Here is a 17,538-nt window from a genome sequence, read left to right as displayed (position 1 = left end):
AGACTATTGTGCCGAATCCTCGGTGCCGGCGCCGCTCTCGGGAGACTCGGCACCGTCGGTACCGAAACGGGCTCGCACCCGCTCGGCCAGCAGGCCGCGCAGATCGGACAGCCCGTCGCCGCTGTGCGCGCTCAGGAAGATGCGCGGCACCGTCTGGCCCTCGAGCTCGATCTGGTCGAGGCGCTGCAGCGGCTGGCGCTCGGGCGGAATGGCATCGAGCTTGTTGAAGACCAGGATCTGCGGCAGGTCGTCGGCGCCGATCTCGCGCAGCACCCGCATCACCTCGGCGATCTGCTCGGGGTGATCGGGGTTGGACGCATCGACCACATGCAGCAGCAAGTCGGCATCGCGCGCCTCCTGCAGCGTGGCGGCGAAGGCCTCGACCAGGCCATGCGGCAGGTCGCGGATGAAGCCCACCGTGTCGGACAGCGACACGGTGCGCTCGACCTCGCCGAGGTAGAGCTGGCGCGTCGTGGTGTCGAGCGTCGCGAACAGCTGGTCGGCCGCATAGGCGCGCGCCTTGACCAGGGCGTTGAAGATGGAGGACTTGCCGGCGTTGGTGTAGCCGACCAGCGAGATCGTGAAGGTCTCGCGCCGCTCGCGCTGGCGCCGCTGGGTGCTGCGCTGGCGCTTGACCTTCTCGAGCCGCTCCTTGGTGCGCTTGATCGCATCATTGATCATGCGCCGGTCGAGCTCGATCTGGGTCTCGCCCGGGCCGCCACGCATGCCGATGCCGCCGCTCTGGCGCTCGAGGTGGGACCAGCGCCGCACCAGGCGGGTGCTCAGGTATTGCAGCCGCGCCAGCTCGACTTGCAGCTTGCCCTCGTGGCTGCGCGCGCGCTGGGCGAAGATCTCGAGGATCAGCAGCGTGCGGTCATTGACCGGCAGCCCCATGTGCCGCTCGAGGTTGCGCTGCTGGGACGGGCTCAGCGCCTGGTCGAACAGGATCTCGCTCGCACCATGGCCGGCGGCCAGGGCGCGGATCTCGTCGGCCTTGCCGGAGCCGACGAACAGGGCTGGATCGGGGGCGCGCCGCTTGCAGGCCACGCGGTCGAGCACGCGGTAGCCCGCGGTCTGCGCGAGCTGGGCCAGTTCCTCGAGTTCGGCATCGAAATGCGGCAGGCCCAGGTCGACTCCGACGAGCACGACGCCGGGCAGCGCGGAAAGGGATTTCTGACTGTCGTTCAAGGAGGAATCAGGCAGCGGCAGGCTGCTCGGGCGCGGCAGCGCTGAACTGGACCGGACGGCCCGGAACGATGGTGGAGATCGCGTGCTTGTAGACCATCTGGGTCACGGTGTTGCGCAGCAGGACGACGTACTGGTCGAAGGACTCGATCTGGCCTTGCAGCTTGATACCGTTGACCAGGTAGATCGACACCGGCACATGCTCGCGGCGCAGCTGGTTCAGGAAAGGATCTTGCAAGAGTTGGCCTTTGTTATTGCTCACGATATGCTCCGTGTTCAAGAGAGTTGAGGGAAAGCGACCATACCACAGCCCGCCGCTCCAATCCGGGCGGGCGGCGGCGAGTTCATTCGTCGTAGGGGTTGGCCGAGGTCTTGAACTCGATGCGCAGCGGCGTGCCGACCAGGTCGAAGGCCTTGCGGAAGCGCCCCTCGAGGAAGCGCTTGTAGGCGTTGTCGACGTTGTCGAGCGAGTTGCCGTGGATCACGATCACCGGCGGGTTCATGCCGCCCTGGTGGGCGTAGCGCATCTTGGGCCGGTACATGCCGCCGCGCTTGGGCGCCTGCAGCACGATCGACTCCTGCAGCAGCCGGGTCAGCAGCGGGGTCGGCATCTTGACCATGGCCGAGGCGTAGGCCTTGGCGATCGAGGTCCACAGCGGGGCTATGCCCTGGCGCTTCTTGGCCGAGATCATGTGCAGCGGCGCGAACTTCAGGAAGCCGAGCCGGCTCTCGATCGAGCGCTGCAGGGTCTCGCGCTGGTAGCTGTCGATCGCGTCCCACTTGTTGATCGCCAGCACCACGGCGCGGCCGCTCTCGAGCGCGAAGCCCGCGATATGCGCGTCCTGGTCGGTCACGCCCTCGGTCGCGTCGAGCAGCAGCAGCACGACATGGGCGTTCTCGATCGCCTGCAGCGTCTTGACGACCGAGAACTTCTCGATCGCCTCGAAGACACGGCCCTTGCGGCGCAGGCCGGCGGTGTCGATCAGCTCGAACTTCTGGCCGTTGCGCTCGAACGGCACCGAGATCGCGTCGCGCGTCGTGCCCGGCATGTCGAAGGCGACCAGGCGCTCCTCGCCGAGCCAGGCATTGATCAGCGTCGACTTGCCGACGTTGGGCCGACCGGCGACGGCGAGCTTGATCACGCTCTCCTCGGGTTCGGGGGTTTCCAGCTCGTCGGGCCAGACCAGCTTGTCGAGCGCGGCCTCGATCATCGAGCGCACGCCCTGGCCATGCGCGGCCGAGACCGGCAGCACCTCGCCCAGGCCGAGCTCGTAGAACTCGACCAGCTGGCTGCCCTCCTTCATGCCTTCGGCCTTGTTGGCCACCAGCAGCGTGGGCTTGTTGAGGCGGCGCAGGTAGTTGGCGATGTCGTGGTCCTGCGCGCTCAGGCCGCCACGGGCATCGAGCACGAAGATGACAACATCGGACTCGGCGACCGCCTGCTGGGTCTGCTTGGCCATCTCCTTGAAGATGCCGCTGCCGGCGTCGGGCTCGAAGCCGCCGGTGTCGATGACGATGAACTCGCGCTTGCCCAGGCGCGCGTTGCCGTAGTGGCGGTCGCGCGTCAGGCCGGGAAAGTCGGCGACGATGGCGTCGCGCGTCTTGGTCAGGCGGTTGAAAAGGGTGGACTTGCCGACGTTGGGTCGGCCCACCAGGGCGATCACAGGTTTCATTCGGGGCGCCAGGCGTAGAGAACGCCCTTGCGTGTCAGGGCCAGCAGGTTTTGACCCGCCAGCAGGGGGGCGGAGACGATGGCCGAGCCATCGGTCTCCAGTCGATTCAGCAGCTTGCCATCCTCGCGTGCGAGCACATGGACGAAGCCCTGGGCGTCGCCGATCGCGATCGAGCGGCCAGCCACCAGCGGGGCGCTCAGGCCGCGATTGAGCAGCAGGTCGGATTGCCACTGCAGTTCGCCGCCGTCGAGCTTCCAGGCCAGCAGGCGGCCATTGCTCTCGGTGCCGTAGACCCGCTCGCCATCGGCGGCCAGGCCGACGGCACCGTTGGCCGGCTTGGTCCAGCGCAGCGCGCCGCGCTGGGCATCGATGCAGCCGACGGCAGCCTGGAAGGCGCGCACGCAGACCTGGCCTTGGACGCGGGCGGCCGGACCGACCAGGTCGATCAGGCGCTCGATCTCGTTGACGCCGCGGGTGGACGCGACCGGGACTTCCCAGCGCGGCGCCCCGTTGCCGGGATTGAGGCCGCTCAGGCGAGCGCCCATGCCGGCGACCAGGGTGTCGCCGACCGCCAGCAGCACGCCGGGCTGCTGCAGCACCAGCGGCTCGGTGCCGCGCGCGGCCTGGGTCCAGAGCTTGGCGCCGTTGCGCGCGTCATAGGCCGAGACGCTGCGGTCGCCGGCCAGCACGAAGACGCGACGGCCTGCGACCAGCGGTGCGCTGAAGGCACGCGCGGGCAGACGCACGCGCCACTGCACCTTGCCCTGCGCCAGCGCGACGAGCTCGTTGTCCTGGGTCACGACAGCCGCGGTCTCGCCGTCATAGCCGACGCCAGCCGACACCGCAGCCTTGAGCTCGGCGCGCCAGCGCTCGCTGCCGCTGTCGGCGTCGAGCACCAGCACCCGGCCGTCGGCGCTTGCCAGCGCCAGCTCGCGCCCGACCAGGACCGGCACCGATTGCGGTGCGGGCTCGCCGAGCTGGACCTTCCAGGCCTGGCGCGCCGGCAGGCTCGCACTGAAGGACTGCAGCGCCGCGGGCTTGGGCTTGCTCGGAGTGGAGGAACAGCCGGCCAGGGCCAGCAGGACCGCCGCGGCAGCGGCGGCAAGGCGCGGGGTGGCGCGACTGAGGAAGGTCACGGAACTTACTCCTTCGGGTTGGCAGCCGACTGGGGGTCGAAGCCCAGCGCATTGAGCTTGGCCTGGACGATGCGACGGTATTCGGGTGCTTCCGACAGCCCGTCCCAGGCGCTGCGGTATTCGGTGCGCGCGGCATCGGACTGGCCCTGGGCCTGCAGCACGTCGCCACGGCGATCGGCCAGCAGCGGAGCGAACTCGGGGCTGGCCTTGAAGTCCAGCGTCTTGAGGGCGCGCGCGTAGTCCTTGGCCTCGAGCTCGAGGCCGGCCAGGCGCAGGCGTGCGACCGCGATCAAGGCCGAGTCGGACGACTGGTCGATGACCCAGGCCAGCGCCTGGCGCGCCTCGTCGCTCTTGCCGGCGCCATGCAAGGAGCTGGCCGCCAGCAAGCCGGCCTGCTGACCCTGCTGGGCACGAGCGGCCTTGGCCTGCACGTCGGCCCAGACGCGCTGGACCTTGTCGGCCTCGCCCGCCTGGACCGCGCGCTCGAGCTCGTCGTAGAGCGCGGCGGCTTCCTGGGCCGACTTGCGCTGCCAGTACTGCCAGCCATTGAAGGCAGCCAGGCCCGCCAGGGCGGCGATCAGCAGCCAGCTGATCAGGTTGCCGTACTGGGACCAGAAATGTTTGAAGTTGGCGAGCTGTTCCTGCTCTTCCAGGTCGAGATGGGAGGCCATGGGCTCAATCGAAAGGGGTGGTATGGGAGGGCCCGCCAGGCGGACCCTCGACGGGCATTGTAGGCCGATGCAGCCGGACTGCGGCCGCGCTCAGGCCTGGCGCAGCTGCGCCGCCCATTGCGTGGCCTGCGCGAGCTCGAACAGGGTCTGCTCGGTGATGGCGCCAACGCCCTCGCGCAGCGGCTTGACCGCGACCTGGCCGGCGGCGAGTTCGCTCTCGCCGAAGATCAGCGCGTAGCGCGCGCCGCTGCCGTCGGCCTTCTTGAACTGCGACTTCATGCTGCCATGACCTTCCGAGCCGCCGGCATGCATCTGCACCGAGACCCCGGCCGCGCGCAGCGCGCGCAGCACCGGCATCACCTGCGGCATGGCCGCGACCTGCGGCACCACCGCGTAGCAGTCGGGCACCGGCACGGCCGGCAGCAGGCCCTGCTCCTTGAGCAGCTCGAGGATGCGCTCGACGCCCAGCGCCCAGCCGACCGCCGGTGCCGGCTTGCCGCCGACCTGGGCGATCAGGCCGTCGTAGCGGCCGCCGGCGCAGACCGTGCCCTGCGAGCCGAGCGCGGTCGTGACGAACTCGAACACGCTCAGGTTGTAGTAGTCCATGCCGCGCACCAGGCGCGGGTTGATGCGGTAGGCGATGCCCTGCGCATCGAGCAGCGCGCGCAGGCCGTCGAAATGCGCCAGCGACTGCTCGCCGAGGTAGTCCATCAGCTTCGGTGCGCCTTCGACCAGGGCCTGCATCGCCGGGTTCTTGGTGTCGAGGATGCGCAGCGGATTGCTGTAGAGGCGGCGCTTGGCGTCCTCGTCGAGCTGGTCCTGGTGCTGTTCCAGGTAGGCGATCAGCGCGGCGCGGTGCTGCTGGCGCTCGGCCGGCTGGCCCAGGCTGTTGATCTCGAGCGCGATGTCCTTCAAGCCCAGCTCCGCCCAGAGATCGCAGGCCATGGCGATCTGCTCGGCATCGACATCGGGGCCGGCAAAGCCCAGTGCCTCGGCGCCGACCTGGTGGAACTGGCGGTAGCGGCCGCGCTGCGGACGCTCGTGGCGGAACATCGGACCCATGTAGTAGAGCCGCTTCGGACCGTCGTAGATCAGGTTCTGCTCGACCACGGCGCGCACCACGCCGGCCGTGCCCTCGGGGCGCAGCGTGAGCTGCTCGCCGTTCAGGCGGTCCTCGAAGGAGTACATCTCCTTCTCGACGATGTCGGTCACCTCGCCCAGGCCGCGCACGAACAGCGCGGTCGGCTCGACGATCGGGGTGCGGATGTTGCGGTAGCCGTAGCGGCCCATCAGCGCGCGCACCTTGGCCTCCAGCCATTCCCAATGCGCCGATTCGGGCGCCGCGATGTCGTTCATGCCTTTGACGGCACTGAGTTTTTCTGCCATTTGCTCTTCTATGCTGCTTGCATCAGCTGCCTTGCATCAGCTGCTTGCGTTAGGCGCCGGATCAGGCCGGAACGCCGAATTTCTTCTGGATGTACTGCTCGACGACCTGCTGGAACTCGGCCGCGATGGCCTCGCCACGCAAGGTCATCGCCTTCTCGCCGTCGATGAAGACCGGCGCCGCCGGGGCCTCGCCGGTGCCGGGCAGGCTGATGCCGATGTCGGCATGCTTGCTCTCGCCCGGACCATTGACGATGCAGCCCATGACCGCGACCTTGAGGTTCTCGACCCCGGGATAGCGCTCGCGCCAGACCGGCATCGAGCCGCGCAGGTAGTCGTCGATCTGCTTGGCCAGTTCCTGGAAGGTGGTGCTGGTGGTGCGCCCGCACCCCGGGCAGGCCGTCACGCTGGGCACGAAGCTGCGCAGGCCAAGCGCCTGCAGGATCTCCATCGCGACCACCACTTCCTGCGTGCGGGCCTCGCCCGGCTGCGGGGTCAGCGAGACGCGGATCGTGTCGCCGATGCCCTGTTGCAGCAGCACCGACAACGCGGCCGCCGATGCGACCGTGCCCTTGGTGCCCATGCCGGCCTCGGTCAGCCCCAGGTGCAGCGGATAGTCGCAGCGCTGGTTCAGCTGCTGGTAGACCGCGATCAGGTCCTGCACGCCGCTGACCTTGCACGACAGCACGATGTTCTCGGGCGCCAGGCCGAGCTCCTCGGCGCGCCGGGCCGAGCCGAGCGCGGAGGCGATCAAGGCCTCGTACATCACCTGCTTGCCGTCCCAAGGGACAGCGCGACGCGCGTTCTCGTCCATCATGCCAGCCAGCAGGTCCTGGTCCAGGCTGCCCCAGTTGACGCCGATGCGCACCGGCTTGTTCCAGCGCACGGCGGCCTCGACCATCTGCGCGAACTGGCGGTCCTTCTTGTCGCCGCGCCCGACGTTGCCGGGGTTGATGCGGTACTTGGACAGGGCCTGCGCCATGTCCGGGAACTCGCTCAGCAGGGTGTGGCCGTTGTAGTGGAAGTCGCCGATCAGCGGCACATGGATGCCCATGCGGTCGAGCTGCTCGCGGATATGCGGCACGGCGCGCGCGGCATCCTCGTTGTTGACCGTGATCCGGACCAGCTCGGAGCCGGCCTGCGCCAGTTCCTTGACCTGGATCGCGGTGCCGATCACGTCGGCGGTGTCGGTGTTGGTCATCGACTGCACGCGCACCGGCGCGTCGCCACCGACCGTGACCCGGTTCTCGCCCCAGGCGACCACGCCCTGGCGCGACTTGCGCGGCGGGATGCCCGACAGGACCGGGGGCTGCGGCTCAGCCGCGGTATGGAATTCGCTCATGCTTCACTTGACCTCGAAACGCGCGACCTTGTTGGGAGCATAGGCCGAGGTATCGAAGACCTGGCCTCGCACGATCACATCGACTCCGCTGGCGCGACCCAGCACGACCTGCAGCGGCAGTTCGCCGTCATAGTCCAGGGTCTGGCCGGGCTGCAGCGTGCGCTGCTGCAATTCCTTGCCGGCGCCATCCTTGAGCTGGACCCAGGTGGTGGCGCGCGCGCGCAGCTGGAGCCGGGGCTGGGCTTGGGCAGACTGTGCGGTAGCCACGGGCGTGATGGACGCTGCAGGCGCAGACGAAACCGGCGCGGCAGGCGCAGCAGGCGCAGCAGGTGTGGCAGGGGCTGCAGGGACAAGGGGTGCAGCCGGGACCGGGGCAGCGACGGGCTCGACCACGACTGGCGGGGCAGCCAGCGGGCTGCCGGCTGCAGCAGGCACTGGTACCGGCTCCTCGGACACCAGCGTCGGGACCGGCGGCTCGCTGGCCGCGGCATCGGCCTCGCCCTCGGACGCCATCTCGGCGTCGCGCTGCGGCAACCACCACCAAAGCGCGACCGCGAGCACCAGCACCAGCAGGGACAACAGCAGCGGCGCGCCGAGCTGGAACGCCGCCGGCAGCCGGAACATGCCCTGGCGGCTCGGGACGATGGCGCTGGCCTGGACCGGCCGGTCGGAGCCGAGCTTGACCTCGCCGCCCTGCGGCAGACCCTGCAACACCGGCGCCGGATCGATCTTCAGCGCACGGCAGACGCTCGAGGCCAGCGCGCGTGCGAAGGTCAGGTTGGGCAGGTCCTGGTAGCGGCCCTCCTCGAGCGCCTGCAGGCGCTCGACCGGGACCTTGAGCGTGGCCGACAGCGAGGCCAGCTGCAGGCCGGCGGCCTCGCGCGCCTCGCGCAGCAACTGGGACGGCGGCGTGGTCTGCGGCCGCTCAGCCGCTGCGGTCTGGGAGGCGGACGATGGGGAGGAATCTTCAGTCATCGAAAGCGCCGCGCTCGTAGGCCGCGGCCTCCTGGGATTCGGGATAGCGGCTGCGCAATTGCTCGCCGATCTGGCGCGCCGTCTCGGACTGCTTGAGCTTGTGCTCGACCCGGGCGCCGAGCCAGAGCGACTCGGCATTGGCGAGCTCGGAATTGTTCAGGCGCCGGATGTAGAACTGGGCGCGCGCGTAGTCGCCGCGCTGCATCAGCAGGGACGCCAGGTTGTAGCTGACGATGGGATTGGCCGGATCGAGCTCGAAGGCGCGCAGCAGGCTGCGCTCGGCCTCCAGCGGCTGGCCGGCGCGGGCCTGGCAGATGCCCTGGCTCATCCAGGTGCGGGACGCCGCGGCATATTGCGGCGTCTGCAAGGCCTTGCCGAAGGCAGCGACCGCATCGGCATACTTGCCGGCCTCGCAATGCATCCAGCCCAGGTTGTGCCAGCTGTCGCCGTCGCGCGGCGCCAGCTTGATCGCCTGCAGGAAGCTGGCCTCGGCCAGCCTGGGCTCCTTGAGCCGCAGGTAGATCAGGCCGCGCAGATTGTGCGCCGGGGCATAGCTGGGATCGGCCGCCAGCGCCTGCTTGACCTCGTCGAGCGCGACCGTGACCTGGCCCTTCTCGAAGTAGCCCGAGGCGAGCTCGACCCGCAGGCGCGCGCGCCGCTGCGCCTCGGGCTCGTCCGACTCGGTGACCCATTCCTTGCCGCTGGCGGCCACTTCAGGCGCGCTCGGAGCGGAGGCACAGCCGAACAGACCGGCGGTGCCAGCCAGCAGCAGACAGCTCAACAGGGGCTTCATCAGGACTTCTCCCGGGGTTGCCAGACCACGGCCTGCTCGACCTGGCCACGGCGCTGCGCCATGCGCTCGGCCGCATTGGTGCGGTCGAGCACGTCGCCTGCGAGCTGACCGCAGGCGGCATCGATGTCGTCGCCACGGGTCTTGCGCACCGTGGTCACGATGCCGGCCGCGTTGAGCTGCTCGGCAAAGGCCTTGACCACCGCCTTGCCCGAGCACTTGAGGCCCGAGTCCGGGAAGGGGTTGAACGGGATCAGGTTGAACTTGCACGGCACGCCATGCTCGCGCACCAGCGCGATCAGCTGCTGGGCGTGCTCGGGCTGGTCGTTGACGCCCTCGAGCATGCAGTACTCGAAGGTGATGAAGTCGCGCGGTGCCGCCGGCAGGTAGCGCTTGCAGGCCGCCATCAGCTCGGCCAGCGGGTACTTGCGGTTCAGCGGCACCAGGTGGTCGCGCAGCGGGTCGTTGGGCGCGTGCAGCGAGACCGCGAGCGCAACCGGACAGTCCTGGCTCAGGCGGTCCATCATCGGCACCACGCCCGAGGTCGAGACCGTCAGGCGCCGGCGCGACAGGCCGTAGCCATGGTCGTCGAGCATGGTCTTGAGCGCGGGCACCAGGGCCGAATAGTTCTGCAGCGGCTCGCCCATGCCCATCATCACCACGTTCGAGATCACTCGCTCATTGGTGTTGAAGCGCTTGCGCAGGAAATGCTCGGCATACCAGAGCTGGGCGATGATCTCGCCCGATCCCAGGTTGCGGGAAAAACCCTGGTGGCCGGTGGAACAGAAGCGACAGCCGACGGCGCAGCCGGCCTGCGAGGACACGCACAGCGTGCCGCGGTCATCTTCTGGAATGAATACGGTTTCGACGGCATTGCCGCCACCGACATCGAACAGCCACTTGATCGTGCCGTCGGTCGAGATCTGTTGCGTCAGCACGGGCAGGCCGCGCACTTCGCACACCCCGGGGAGCTTTTCCCGCAGGCTGCGCGCCAGGTCAGTCATGTCCTCGAAGCGGGCCACGCCTTTCTGGTGGATCCAGCGGTAAAGCTGGACGGCTCGGAAACGTTTCTCTCCGAGCCGCTCACAGAAGGCGGCCAAGCCCTCGAGGTCGTAGTCGAGCAGATTGGCCGTCATGTGCCAATCAACGTGCGTAGACGTTCAGGGTCGGGAAGAAGTAGGCGATCTCGACGGCTGCGGTTTCCGGAGCGTCGGAGCCGTGCACGGCGTTGGCATCGATCGACTCGGCGAAATCGGCGCGGATGGTGCCGGCTTCAGCCTTCTTCGGGTCGGTGGCGCCCATCAGTTCGCGGTTCTTCAGGATCGCGCCTTCGCCTTCGAGCACTTGCACGAAGACCGGACCCGAGATCATGAAGTTGACCAGGTCGTTGAAGAAGGGACGTGCAGCGTGGACGGCGTAGAAGCCTTCGGCTTCGGCGCGCGACAGCTGGACCAGCTTGGCGGCGGCGATCTTCAGGCCGGCGTTCTCGAAGCGGCTGACGATTTGGCCGATCACGTTCTTGGCGACGGCGTCGGGCTTGATGATGGACAGGGTGCGTTCGATGGCCATTTTTTTACCTTGGAGGTTGGTTTGGAAAGTCGCTGATTCTAACTGCTAGTCATGACGGCGCCCGGCCGCGCGGGGCCAGGCATTCGGGCCGCGCCTGCTCAGCGGCGCGGGCCCTTGCGCGGGCCGCCCTGCCCGCCCGGCGAACCCGGACGGCCGCTCTTGCCGCCGGCGTAGAGGCCGGGGCCCTTGCGCTTCTGGCCGGCCTCGGCGCCGATGTAGCCATAGGCATTCTGCGTCGGGTCGGGCTGACCGGCCGCGCGGCCGCGCATGTCGCGCGGGGCACGCTGATCGCGCGGCTCAGCCTGGCGGCCGAACGGCGCCTGCTCGCCAAAGCCCGGCTCGTCGTGGCCGTAGCGCGGCTCGCGGATGGCGCGCCCGCTGCTGCGCGAGATCGCCGGACCTTCGACCAGCTTGGGTGCGCTCGGGCGCGGGCCCTGCCCCTTGTTGCGGCGCGGCGTCGGATTGCGGCTGGCGGCCTTGCGCGCCGAGTCCTGCGCCTGCTCGTCGGTGCGGCGCATGCCGGCGGCCAGGGTCAGGCGCTCGATGTCGCGGTAGTCGAGTTCGGTCCAGACGCCGCGGCGCAGGCCGCGCGGCAGCACGACGGCGCCATAGCGGATGCGGATCAGGCGGCTGACGGCGTGGCCGACCGCCTCGAACATGCGGCGCACCTCGCGGTTGCGGCCCTCGGCGATCGTCACGCGGTACCAGCAGTTGGCGCCGTCGCCGCCGCCGTCCTCGATGCTCTGGAACTGCGCCATGCCGTCATCGAGGCGCACGCCCTCGAGCAGGCGATCCTTCTCCTCGTTGCTCAGCGCGCCGAGCACGCGCACCGCATATTCGCGCTGCAGGCCGAAACGCGGGTGCATCAGCTTGTTGGCCAGTTCGCCCGAATCGGTGAACAGCAGCAGGCCCTCGGTGTTCAAGTCGAGCCGGCCCACCGACTGCCATTTGCCGTTGTAGAGGCGCGGCAGGCGGCGGAACACGGTCGGGCGGTTCTGCGGGTCGTCGTGGGTGACGACCTCGCCGGCGGGCTTGTGATAGGCCAGCACGCGCGGCGGCGGCGGCGCGATGCGCACGCGCACCGGCTTGCCGTTGATCTTGATCTGGTCGCCGTGCTGGATGCGCTGGCCGACATGGGCCGGCTCGTTGTTGACCGAGATCCGGCCCTCCTGGATCAGGCGCTCCATCTCGAGGCGCGAGCCCAGACCGGCCTGGGCCAGCACCTTGTGCAGCTTGGGCGCATCAGCCTGCGGCAGCAGCACCCGCTTGCCCTCGTCAGGCAGCTCGGCGTCCTGCGCGGCATCGAATTCGCCCGAGACCAGGTCGGCAAACAGCTGCTGCTCCTGCACGAGGTCGAACCGACCCTCGGCGGGCGCGGCGGCATGGGCAACCGAAGGTTCGGCGTCGGAGGGGGCTTGTGGCATCTGGTTCATGATTCTGATTCTGCAGGCCTTGGCAGGCCTTCGTTGGGCATGGGGGTAAGGGCCGGTGCCAGTGCGGCAGCGGCCTCGGCAGCAACCGGCTCGCTCAGCGCGGCCAGGGCATCGGCGGGCGCCTGCACCGCTTCCAGCGGCGGCAGGGCATCCAGCGAAGCCAGTCCCAGGTCGTCGAGGAAGGTCCGGGTGGTGGCAAACAGCGCCGGCCGGCCGACGGTCTCGCGGTAGCCGATGACCTCGATCCAGCCGCGGTCCTCGAGCTGCTTGATGATGGCCGAGTTGATCGTCACGCCCCGGATCTCCTCCATGTCGCCGCGGGTGACCGGCTGGCGATAGGCGATGATCGCCAGCGTCTCGAGCACGGCCCGGCTGTACTTCGGCGGTTTCTCGGGATGCAGCCGCTCGAGGAAAGGCCGCAGCTCGGGCCGGCTCTGGAAGCGCCAGCCGCTGGCCAGACAGACCAACTCCAGGCCGCGATTGTCCCAGGCGCGCTGCAGCTCGGCGAGTAGCCGGCGCAAGGTGTCATATGACAGCGCGCCCTCGAAAAGCGCAGCCATCTCGCGCAGGCTCAGAGGCTCCTGGGCGCAGATCAATGCGGTTTCGAGGATGCGACGCGCATCCGCGGTGTTCATGGTGCTGGGTCCGAAGGTCCGGAACTGGTAGGAAGGTCAACCGGGACGGGTCCGGGACTGCAGGCCGGCGAGGCGGCTTAGGAAGTATTGGGTCGGTCAGGTGGCGCTCACCTGCCATAGATGATCGAGATTATAGTGCAGTCCAGCATTTTCCACCGCCTGCGCCAGATCGGCGGGCAGCGCGCACTCGAAGCTCAGCGCCTGGCCCGTGACCGGATGCGGCAGCGCGAGCCGGTGCGCGTGCAGCGCCTGGCGCTGCAGCCCGAGCAGCGCACGGCCGCCATAGGTGACATCACCGACCAGGGCATGGTTCAGGCTGGCCATGTGGACCCGGATCTGGTGCGTGCGGCCGGTATGCAGCTTGCAGCCGACCCAGCAGTAGTCGCCGTTGGCATCGAGGCGGCGGATCGTGGTCCTGGCCTCCTTGGCGCCGCTGCTCTGGGGCGCCAGCACCGCCATGCGCAGCCGGTTGCGCGGGTCGCGGCCGATCCAACGCTCGACCTCGACCTCGTCGCCGCCGCGCCAGGCGCCATGCGCGAGCGCGACATAGATCCGGTGCACGCTGCGCTGCGCGATCAGGCGCACCAGCGCCTCGCAGGCCGGCAGCGTCTTGCCGACCAGCATCAAGCCGCTGGTGTCCTTGTCGAGCCGGTGCACGATGCCCGCACGCGGCAGCCGCGCGGCGGCCTCATGGTAGGCCAGCAGGCCGTTGAGCAGGGTGCCGGTCCAGTTGCCGGCGGCCGGGTGCACCACCAGTCCCGCGGGCTTGTCGATCACCAGCAGATGCTCGTCCTCGTAGACCACCTGCAACTCCATCGCCTCGGGCAGGAAGGCCATGGCCTGGGCCGTGGGCCTGAGCTCGACCTCGACCGGCTCGCCGGCCTTGACCTTGGCTGCGGCCTTGGACAGCACGCGCCCGGCCAGTTGCACCGCACCGTCCTGCAGCAGCTGCTGGAAATAGCCGCGCGAGAACTCCGGGCAGCGCAGGGCCAGCAGCTTGTCTATCCTGAGTCCATGCTCATGCGCCTCGACGCTGAAGCAGCGCCGCTCGGGCGCCTGCTCGAGCTCGTCGACCTCGTCGCTCGGGCTCCAGGCCGGCAAGCCCGGCTGCTGTGGGGGGGTCGATATAATTTCCTGAGTCAATCCGATTTTCCTGCTGCTGCAAAGGTGTACGCACGATGTTTCTGCCCCGATTATCCGCTGTGTCTCCGTTGCGCCCGGGCCTGGCGGTTCTGCTGGCTGCCGCGCTGCTGAGCGCCTGCGCCAGCCCGAAGCCGATCGACGAGACGGCGAACTGGAGCCCGGAGAAGATCTACGCCGAAGCGATGGACAACCGCAACAACGGTCTGTACGAGAAGGCGATCCAGCAGTTCGAGAAACTCGAAGGCCGGGCCGCCGGCACGCCGCTGGCCCAGCAGGCGCAGCTCGAGAAGGCCTACTCGCATTACCGCAACGGCGAGCAGGTGCAGGCGGTCGCGACGCTCGACCGCTTCATGAAGCTGCACCCGGTCAGCCCGGCGCTGGACTATGCGCTCTATCTCAAGGGCATCGTCAACTTCAACGACAACCTGGGCCTGTTCAGCAGCCTGTCTGAGCAGAACCTGTCCGAGCGCGACCAGAAGGCGGCCAAGGTCTCGTTCGAGTCCTTCCGCGAGCTGGTGCAGCGCTTCCCGGATTCCAAGTACGCGCCCGATGCCCGGCTGCGCATGACCTATGTGATCAACTCGCTGGCCGAGTCCGAGGTCAACGTGGCGCGCTACTACTACCAGCGCGGCGCCTATGTGGCGGCGGTCAACCGGGCCCAGCTCGCGCTGACCGAATACCAGGGCGTGCCCGCGGCGCAGGAAGCCCTGACCCTGCTGGTCAAGTCCTACGAGGCGATGGGCATGCCAGACCTGGCAGCCGATGCGCGCCGCGTGCTCGAGAAGAACTACCCGAGCAACGCGGCCGGAGCCGGCCAGCCGCGCAAGGCCCCTTGGTGGAAGCTGTTCTGAGGCGGGGCGGCTGAAACAGCCGCGCATCAGCATGGATTGGCGCGCGGCGCGCGCCAGCGGCCACAAGCTGGCCGGCTTCAGCTCAGCGAGGTATCGACCTCGCGGTATTCCATGTCCAGGTATTCCTTGGACTGCATCTCGTTGAGGCGCGAGACCGTGCGCGGGAACTCGTGCGACAGCGGGCCCTCGGTGTAGAGCGCTTCCGCCGCCACCGCCGCCGACAGCACGAACTTGACCCGGCGGTCGTACAGCACGTCGACCAGCCAGGTGAAGCGCCGCGCGGCCGAAGCCATGTTGACCGGCATGTAGGGCACGTTGCTCAGCAGCACGGTGTGGAACTGGCTCGCGATCTCGAGGTAGTCGCTCTGCGAGCGCGGCCCGCCGCACAGTTCCTTGAAGTCGAACCAGACCACGCCGCCGGCGCGGCGCAGCGCGCGGATCTCGCGCGCCTCGATGTGCAGCACCGGGCTCTCGTCATGCGCCTCGGCCAGCTCCTCGAAGGCCTGCTTCATCTCAGCGTCAGCCTCGACTCCGAGCGGGCAGTGGTAGAGCTTGACATGCTCGAGCGTGCGGCGCCGGTAGTCGGTGCCGTTATCGACGTTGATGACCTCGTGGTCGGCCTTGAGCAGCTCGATCGCGGGCAGGATGCGGTCGCGGTGCAGTCCGTTCGGGTATAGCCCGTCGGGATGGAAGTTGCTCGTCGTGACCATGCCGATGCCGTACTTGCGCATCGCTTCCAGCAGCCGATACAGGATCATCGCGTCGGTCACGTCGGCGACGTGGAACTCGTCGAAGCAGATCAGGCGGTAGCGCTTGGCCATGCGCTGGCCCAGCGCGTCGAGCGGATTGACCGTGCCCTGCAGGTCGGCCAGCTCGCGGTGCACCTCGCGCATGAACTCGTGGAAATGCAGCCGCGTCTTGCGCCGCAGCGGGACGGCGTTGTAGAAGCAGTCCATCAGGAAGCTCTTGCCCCGCCCGACCCCGCCGAACATGTAGACCCCCTTCGGGATCGACAGGCGGTTGATGAACTTCTTGAGCGCGTTCGAGCGGCGCTGCTTGAAGTGCGACCATTCGGCCGCGCAGCGCTCGAGCGCCTCGACCGCGCGCAGCTGGGCCGGATCGCTCTGGTAGCCGCGCGCCTGGAGTTCGGCCTCGTAGGCCAGTCGCACCGGGCCGAAGCCCGTCGAAGCGTTCTTGTCGTTCATCAACCCGCTACCCCGATCAGAAGTTCAGGGTGCGCTTGTCAACTGCCAGCGCGGCTTCCTTGGTCGCTTCCGACAGCGAGGGGTGGGCGTGGCAGATGCGCGCGATGTCCTCGGCGCTGGCGCGGAATTCCATCGCGACCACGGCCTCGGCGATCAGCTCGGAAGCCATCGGGCCGACGATGTGTACGCCCAGGATCTCGTCGGTCTGGGCGTCGGCCAGGAACTTGACCAGGCCGGTGGTGTCGCCCAGCGCACGTGCGCGGCCGTTGGCCAGGAAGGGGAAGCTGCCAGCCTTGTACTTGACGCCGTCGGCCTTGAGCTGCTGCTCGGTGCGGCCGACCCAGGCGATCTCGGGGCTGGTGTAGATGACCCAGGGGATGGTGTTGAAGTTGACATGGCCATGCTGGCCGGCGATGCGCTCGGCGACCGCCACGCCCTCTTCCTCGGCCTTGTGCGCCAGCATCGGGCCGCGCACCACATCGCCGACCGCCCACACGCCCGGCAGGTTGGTCTTGCAGTCGCCATCGACGACGATCGCGCCGCGCTCGTCGAGCTGCAGGCCGACGGCTTCGACGTTCAAGCCATTGGTGTTGGGCACGCGGCCGATCGAGACGATCAGCTTGTCGGCGTCGAGCTTGACTTCCTCGCCCTTGGCGTTGGTGTAGGCAATGCTGACTTCGGTGTTGCGGCCCTTCTTGACGGTCTTGATCTCGCCGACCTTGACGCCGAGCTCGATCTTCAGGCCCTGCTTGTCGAAGGCCTTCTTGGCTTCCTTGGCGATCTGCTCGTCAACCGCGCCCAGGAAGGTCGGCAGACCTTCGAGGATGGTGACTTCCGAGCCCAGGCGGCGCCAGACCGAGCCCATCTCCAGGCCGATCACGCCCGAACCGATCACGGCCAGCTTCTTGGGCACGGCGCCGACGCGCAGCGCGCCGTCGTTGGACAGCACATTGACCTCATCGAACGGCACGTTCGGCAGCGCGCGCGCGTTGGAGCCGGTGGCGACGATGACCTGCTTGCCCACCAGGGTCTCTTCGGCCTTGCCGGCGACCTTGATCTCGTAGCCGCCCTCGACCGCCTTGACGAAGGAGCCGCGGCCGTGGAAGAAGCTGACCTTGTTCTTCTTGAACAGGTACAGGATGCCGTCGTTGTTCTGCTTCACGACATTGTCCTTGCGCGCGATCATCTTGGCCACGTCCATCTTGACGTTGCCGGTGCTGATGCCGTGCTCGGCGAAATGGTGGTTGGCGTGGTCGAAATGCTCGGACGACTGCAGCAGGGCCTTGGACGGGATGCAGCCGACGTTGGTGCAGGTGCCGCCCGGAGCGGCGCCGCCAGCGGCATTGGTCCACTCGTCGATGCAGGCGACCTGGAAGCCGAGCTGGGCCGCGCGGATCGCTGCGATATAGCCGCCGGGGCCGGCGCCGATGACGATGACGTCGAATTGCTTGCTCATGATGTGCTCTTTCTATCGGGCAGCGCGCGCTGCTGCGGGCGACTGCCGTTAAATCTATTCGGACTGGCAAAAAGCCCACCAAGGGGCTGAC

At 68.4% G+C, this 17,538-nt stretch carries 16 protein-coding genes and 1 pseudogene; 1 reads left to right on the top strand and 16 read right to left on the bottom strand.

Annotated features, from left to right (window positions below; translation table 11 throughout):
• Positions 1–3: 3 nt before the first annotated feature.
• The 14 genes and pseudogenes from hflX to C6P64_RS14125 form a co-directional block, all read right to left on the bottom strand.
• Entirely contained in the window at positions 4–1,188 is a 1,185-nt protein-coding gene (gene hflX / locus C6P64_RS14190; protein WP_245911743.1) for a GTPase HflX, read from the bottom strand.
• A gap of 7 nt (positions 1,189–1,195) precedes the next feature.
• Positions 1,196–1,465: an RNA chaperone Hfq gene (gene hfq / locus C6P64_RS14185; RefSeq protein ID WP_105749207.1), complete on the bottom strand. Its 270-nt coding sequence runs from the start codon at positions 1,463–1,465 to the stop codon at positions 1,196–1,198.
• 64 nt (positions 1,466–1,529) lie between these two features.
• Positions 1,530–2,858 carry a ribosome biogenesis GTPase Der gene (gene der, locus C6P64_RS14180; protein WP_105749206.1) on the bottom strand — a complete coding sequence of 443 codons (1,329 nt, stop codon included), beginning with the start codon at positions 2,856–2,858 and terminating at the stop codon, positions 1,530–1,532.
• Positions 2,855–3,994 carry an outer membrane protein assembly factor BamB gene (gene bamB, locus C6P64_RS14175; protein ID WP_105749205.1) on the bottom strand — a complete coding sequence of 380 codons (1,140 nt, stop codon included), beginning with the start codon at positions 3,992–3,994 and terminating at the stop codon, positions 2,855–2,857. Before bamB ends, der begins: the two co-directional genes overlap by 4 nt.
• Before the next feature lie 5 nt (positions 3,995–3,999).
• Positions 4,000–4,665 carry a YfgM family protein gene (locus C6P64_RS14170; protein WP_105749204.1) on the bottom strand — a complete coding sequence of 222 codons (666 nt, stop codon included), beginning with the start codon at positions 4,663–4,665 and terminating at the stop codon, positions 4,000–4,002.
• 90 nt (positions 4,666–4,755) lie between these two features.
• Complete coding sequence (gene hisS, locus C6P64_RS14165; protein ID WP_105749203.1) at positions 4,756–6,051, bottom strand: histidine--tRNA ligase; 1,296 nt, start codon at positions 6,049–6,051, stop codon at positions 4,756–4,758.
• Positions 6,052–6,112: 61 nt separating this feature from the next.
• Entirely contained in the window at positions 6,113–7,390 is a 1,278-nt protein-coding gene (gene ispG, locus C6P64_RS14160; protein ID WP_105749202.1) for a flavodoxin-dependent (E)-4-hydroxy-3-methylbut-2-enyl-diphosphate synthase, read from the bottom strand.
• A gap of 3 nt (positions 7,391–7,393) precedes the next feature.
• A complete protein-coding gene (locus C6P64_RS14155) occupies positions 7,394–8,365 on the bottom strand; it encodes a helix-turn-helix domain-containing protein (protein WP_105749201.1) in 972 nt (323 codons plus the stop codon).
• A complete protein-coding gene (gene pilW, locus C6P64_RS14150; protein WP_105749200.1) occupies positions 8,358–9,158 on the bottom strand; it encodes a type IV pilus biogenesis/stability protein PilW in 801 nt (266 codons plus the stop codon). Before pilW ends, C6P64_RS14155 begins: the two co-directional genes overlap by 8 nt.
• Entirely contained in the window at positions 9,158–10,291 is a 1,134-nt protein-coding gene (rlmN, locus tag C6P64_RS14145; protein WP_105749199.1) for a dual-specificity RNA methyltransferase RlmN, read from the bottom strand. The genes pilW and rlmN overlap by 1 nt, the downstream gene beginning before the upstream one ends.
• Before the next feature lie 7 nt (positions 10,292–10,298).
• Entirely contained in the window at positions 10,299–10,724 is a 426-nt protein-coding gene (ndk, locus tag C6P64_RS14140; RefSeq protein WP_105749198.1) for a nucleoside-diphosphate kinase, read from the bottom strand.
• 98 nt (positions 10,725–10,822) lie between these two features.
• Positions 10,823–12,406, bottom strand: coding sequence for a pseudouridine synthase (locus C6P64_RS14135; protein WP_425436764.1), 1,584 nt, complete (start codon positions 12,404–12,406; stop codon positions 10,823–10,825).
• Positions 12,346–12,717 (bottom strand): annotated as a pseudogene (gene scpB / locus C6P64_RS14130) (SMC-Scp complex subunit ScpB); the annotation flags it as partial. The gene C6P64_RS14135 and the pseudogene scpB, both read right to left, overlap by 61 nt.
• Before the next feature lie 171 nt (positions 12,718–12,888).
• Positions 12,889–13,893, bottom strand: a complete 1,005-nt coding sequence (locus C6P64_RS14125; protein ID WP_245911742.1) for an RluA family pseudouridine synthase — start codon at positions 13,891–13,893, stop codon at positions 12,889–12,891.
• A gap of 77 nt (positions 13,894–13,970) precedes the next feature.
• Here C6P64_RS14125 and C6P64_RS14120 point away from each other — a divergent pair, with 77 nt between their 5' ends.
• Positions 13,971–14,786, top strand: coding sequence for an outer membrane protein assembly factor BamD (locus tag C6P64_RS14120; RefSeq protein WP_105749194.1), 816 nt, complete (start codon positions 13,971–13,973; stop codon positions 14,784–14,786).
• 77 nt (positions 14,787–14,863) lie between these two features.
• Here C6P64_RS14120 and zapE read toward each other — a convergent pair whose 3' ends face one another.
• Positions 14,864–15,991 (bottom strand): cell division protein ZapE, encoded by a 1,128-nt coding sequence (gene zapE, locus C6P64_RS14115; protein WP_105749193.1) that lies wholly within the window; start codon positions 15,989–15,991, stop codon positions 14,864–14,866.
• 16 nt (positions 15,992–16,007) lie between these two features.
• Positions 16,008–17,447 (bottom strand): dihydrolipoyl dehydrogenase, encoded by a 1,440-nt coding sequence (gene lpdA, locus C6P64_RS14110; RefSeq protein WP_105749192.1) that lies wholly within the window; start codon positions 17,445–17,447, stop codon positions 16,008–16,010.
• Positions 17,448–17,538: the final 91 nt, after the last annotated feature.

The organism is Malikia granosa (genome assembly GCF_002980595.1).
Lineage (GTDB): Bacteria > Pseudomonadota > Gammaproteobacteria > Burkholderiales > Burkholderiaceae_C > Malikia > Malikia granosa.
Note: the sequence above shows the minus strand (reverse complement) of the source record. Positions and strands in the feature narration are given on the sequence as shown.

Coding starts and splice junctions, on each gene's coding strand:
- der (WP_105749206.1), bottom strand. CDS start 2,858: ATGAAACCTGTGATCGCCCTGGTGGGCCGACCCAACGTCGGCAAGTCC.
- C6P64_RS14170 (WP_105749204.1), bottom strand. CDS start 4,665: ATGGCCTCCCATCTCGACCTGGAAGAGCAGGAACAGCTCGCCAACTTC.
- hisS (WP_105749203.1), bottom strand. CDS start 6,051: ATGGCAGAAAAACTCAGTGCCGTCAAAGGCATGAACGACATCGCGGCG.
- ispG (WP_105749202.1), bottom strand. CDS start 7,390: ATGAGCGAATTCCATACCGCGGCTGAGCCGCAGCCCCCGGTCCTGTCG.
- C6P64_RS14155 (WP_105749201.1), bottom strand. CDS start 8,365: ATGACTGAAGATTCCTCCCCATCGTCCGCCTCCCAGACCGCAGCGGCT.
- pilW (WP_105749200.1), bottom strand. CDS start 9,158: ATGAAGCCCCTGTTGAGCTGTCTGCTGCTGGCTGGCACCGCCGGTCTG.
- rlmN (WP_105749199.1), bottom strand. CDS start 10,291: ATGACGGCCAATCTGCTCGACTACGACCTCGAGGGCTTGGCCGCCTTC.
- ndk (WP_105749198.1), bottom strand. CDS start 10,724: ATGGCCATCGAACGCACCCTGTCCATCATCAAGCCCGACGCCGTCGCC.
- C6P64_RS14120 (WP_105749194.1), top strand. CDS start 13,971: ATGTTTCTGCCCCGATTATCCGCTGTGTCTCCGTTGCGCCCGGGCCTG.
- zapE (WP_105749193.1), bottom strand. CDS start 15,991: ATGAACGACAAGAACGCTTCGACGGGCTTCGGCCCGGTGCGACTGGCC.
- lpdA (WP_105749192.1), bottom strand. CDS start 17,447: ATGAGCAAGCAATTCGACGTCATCGTCATCGGCGCCGGCCCCGGCGGC.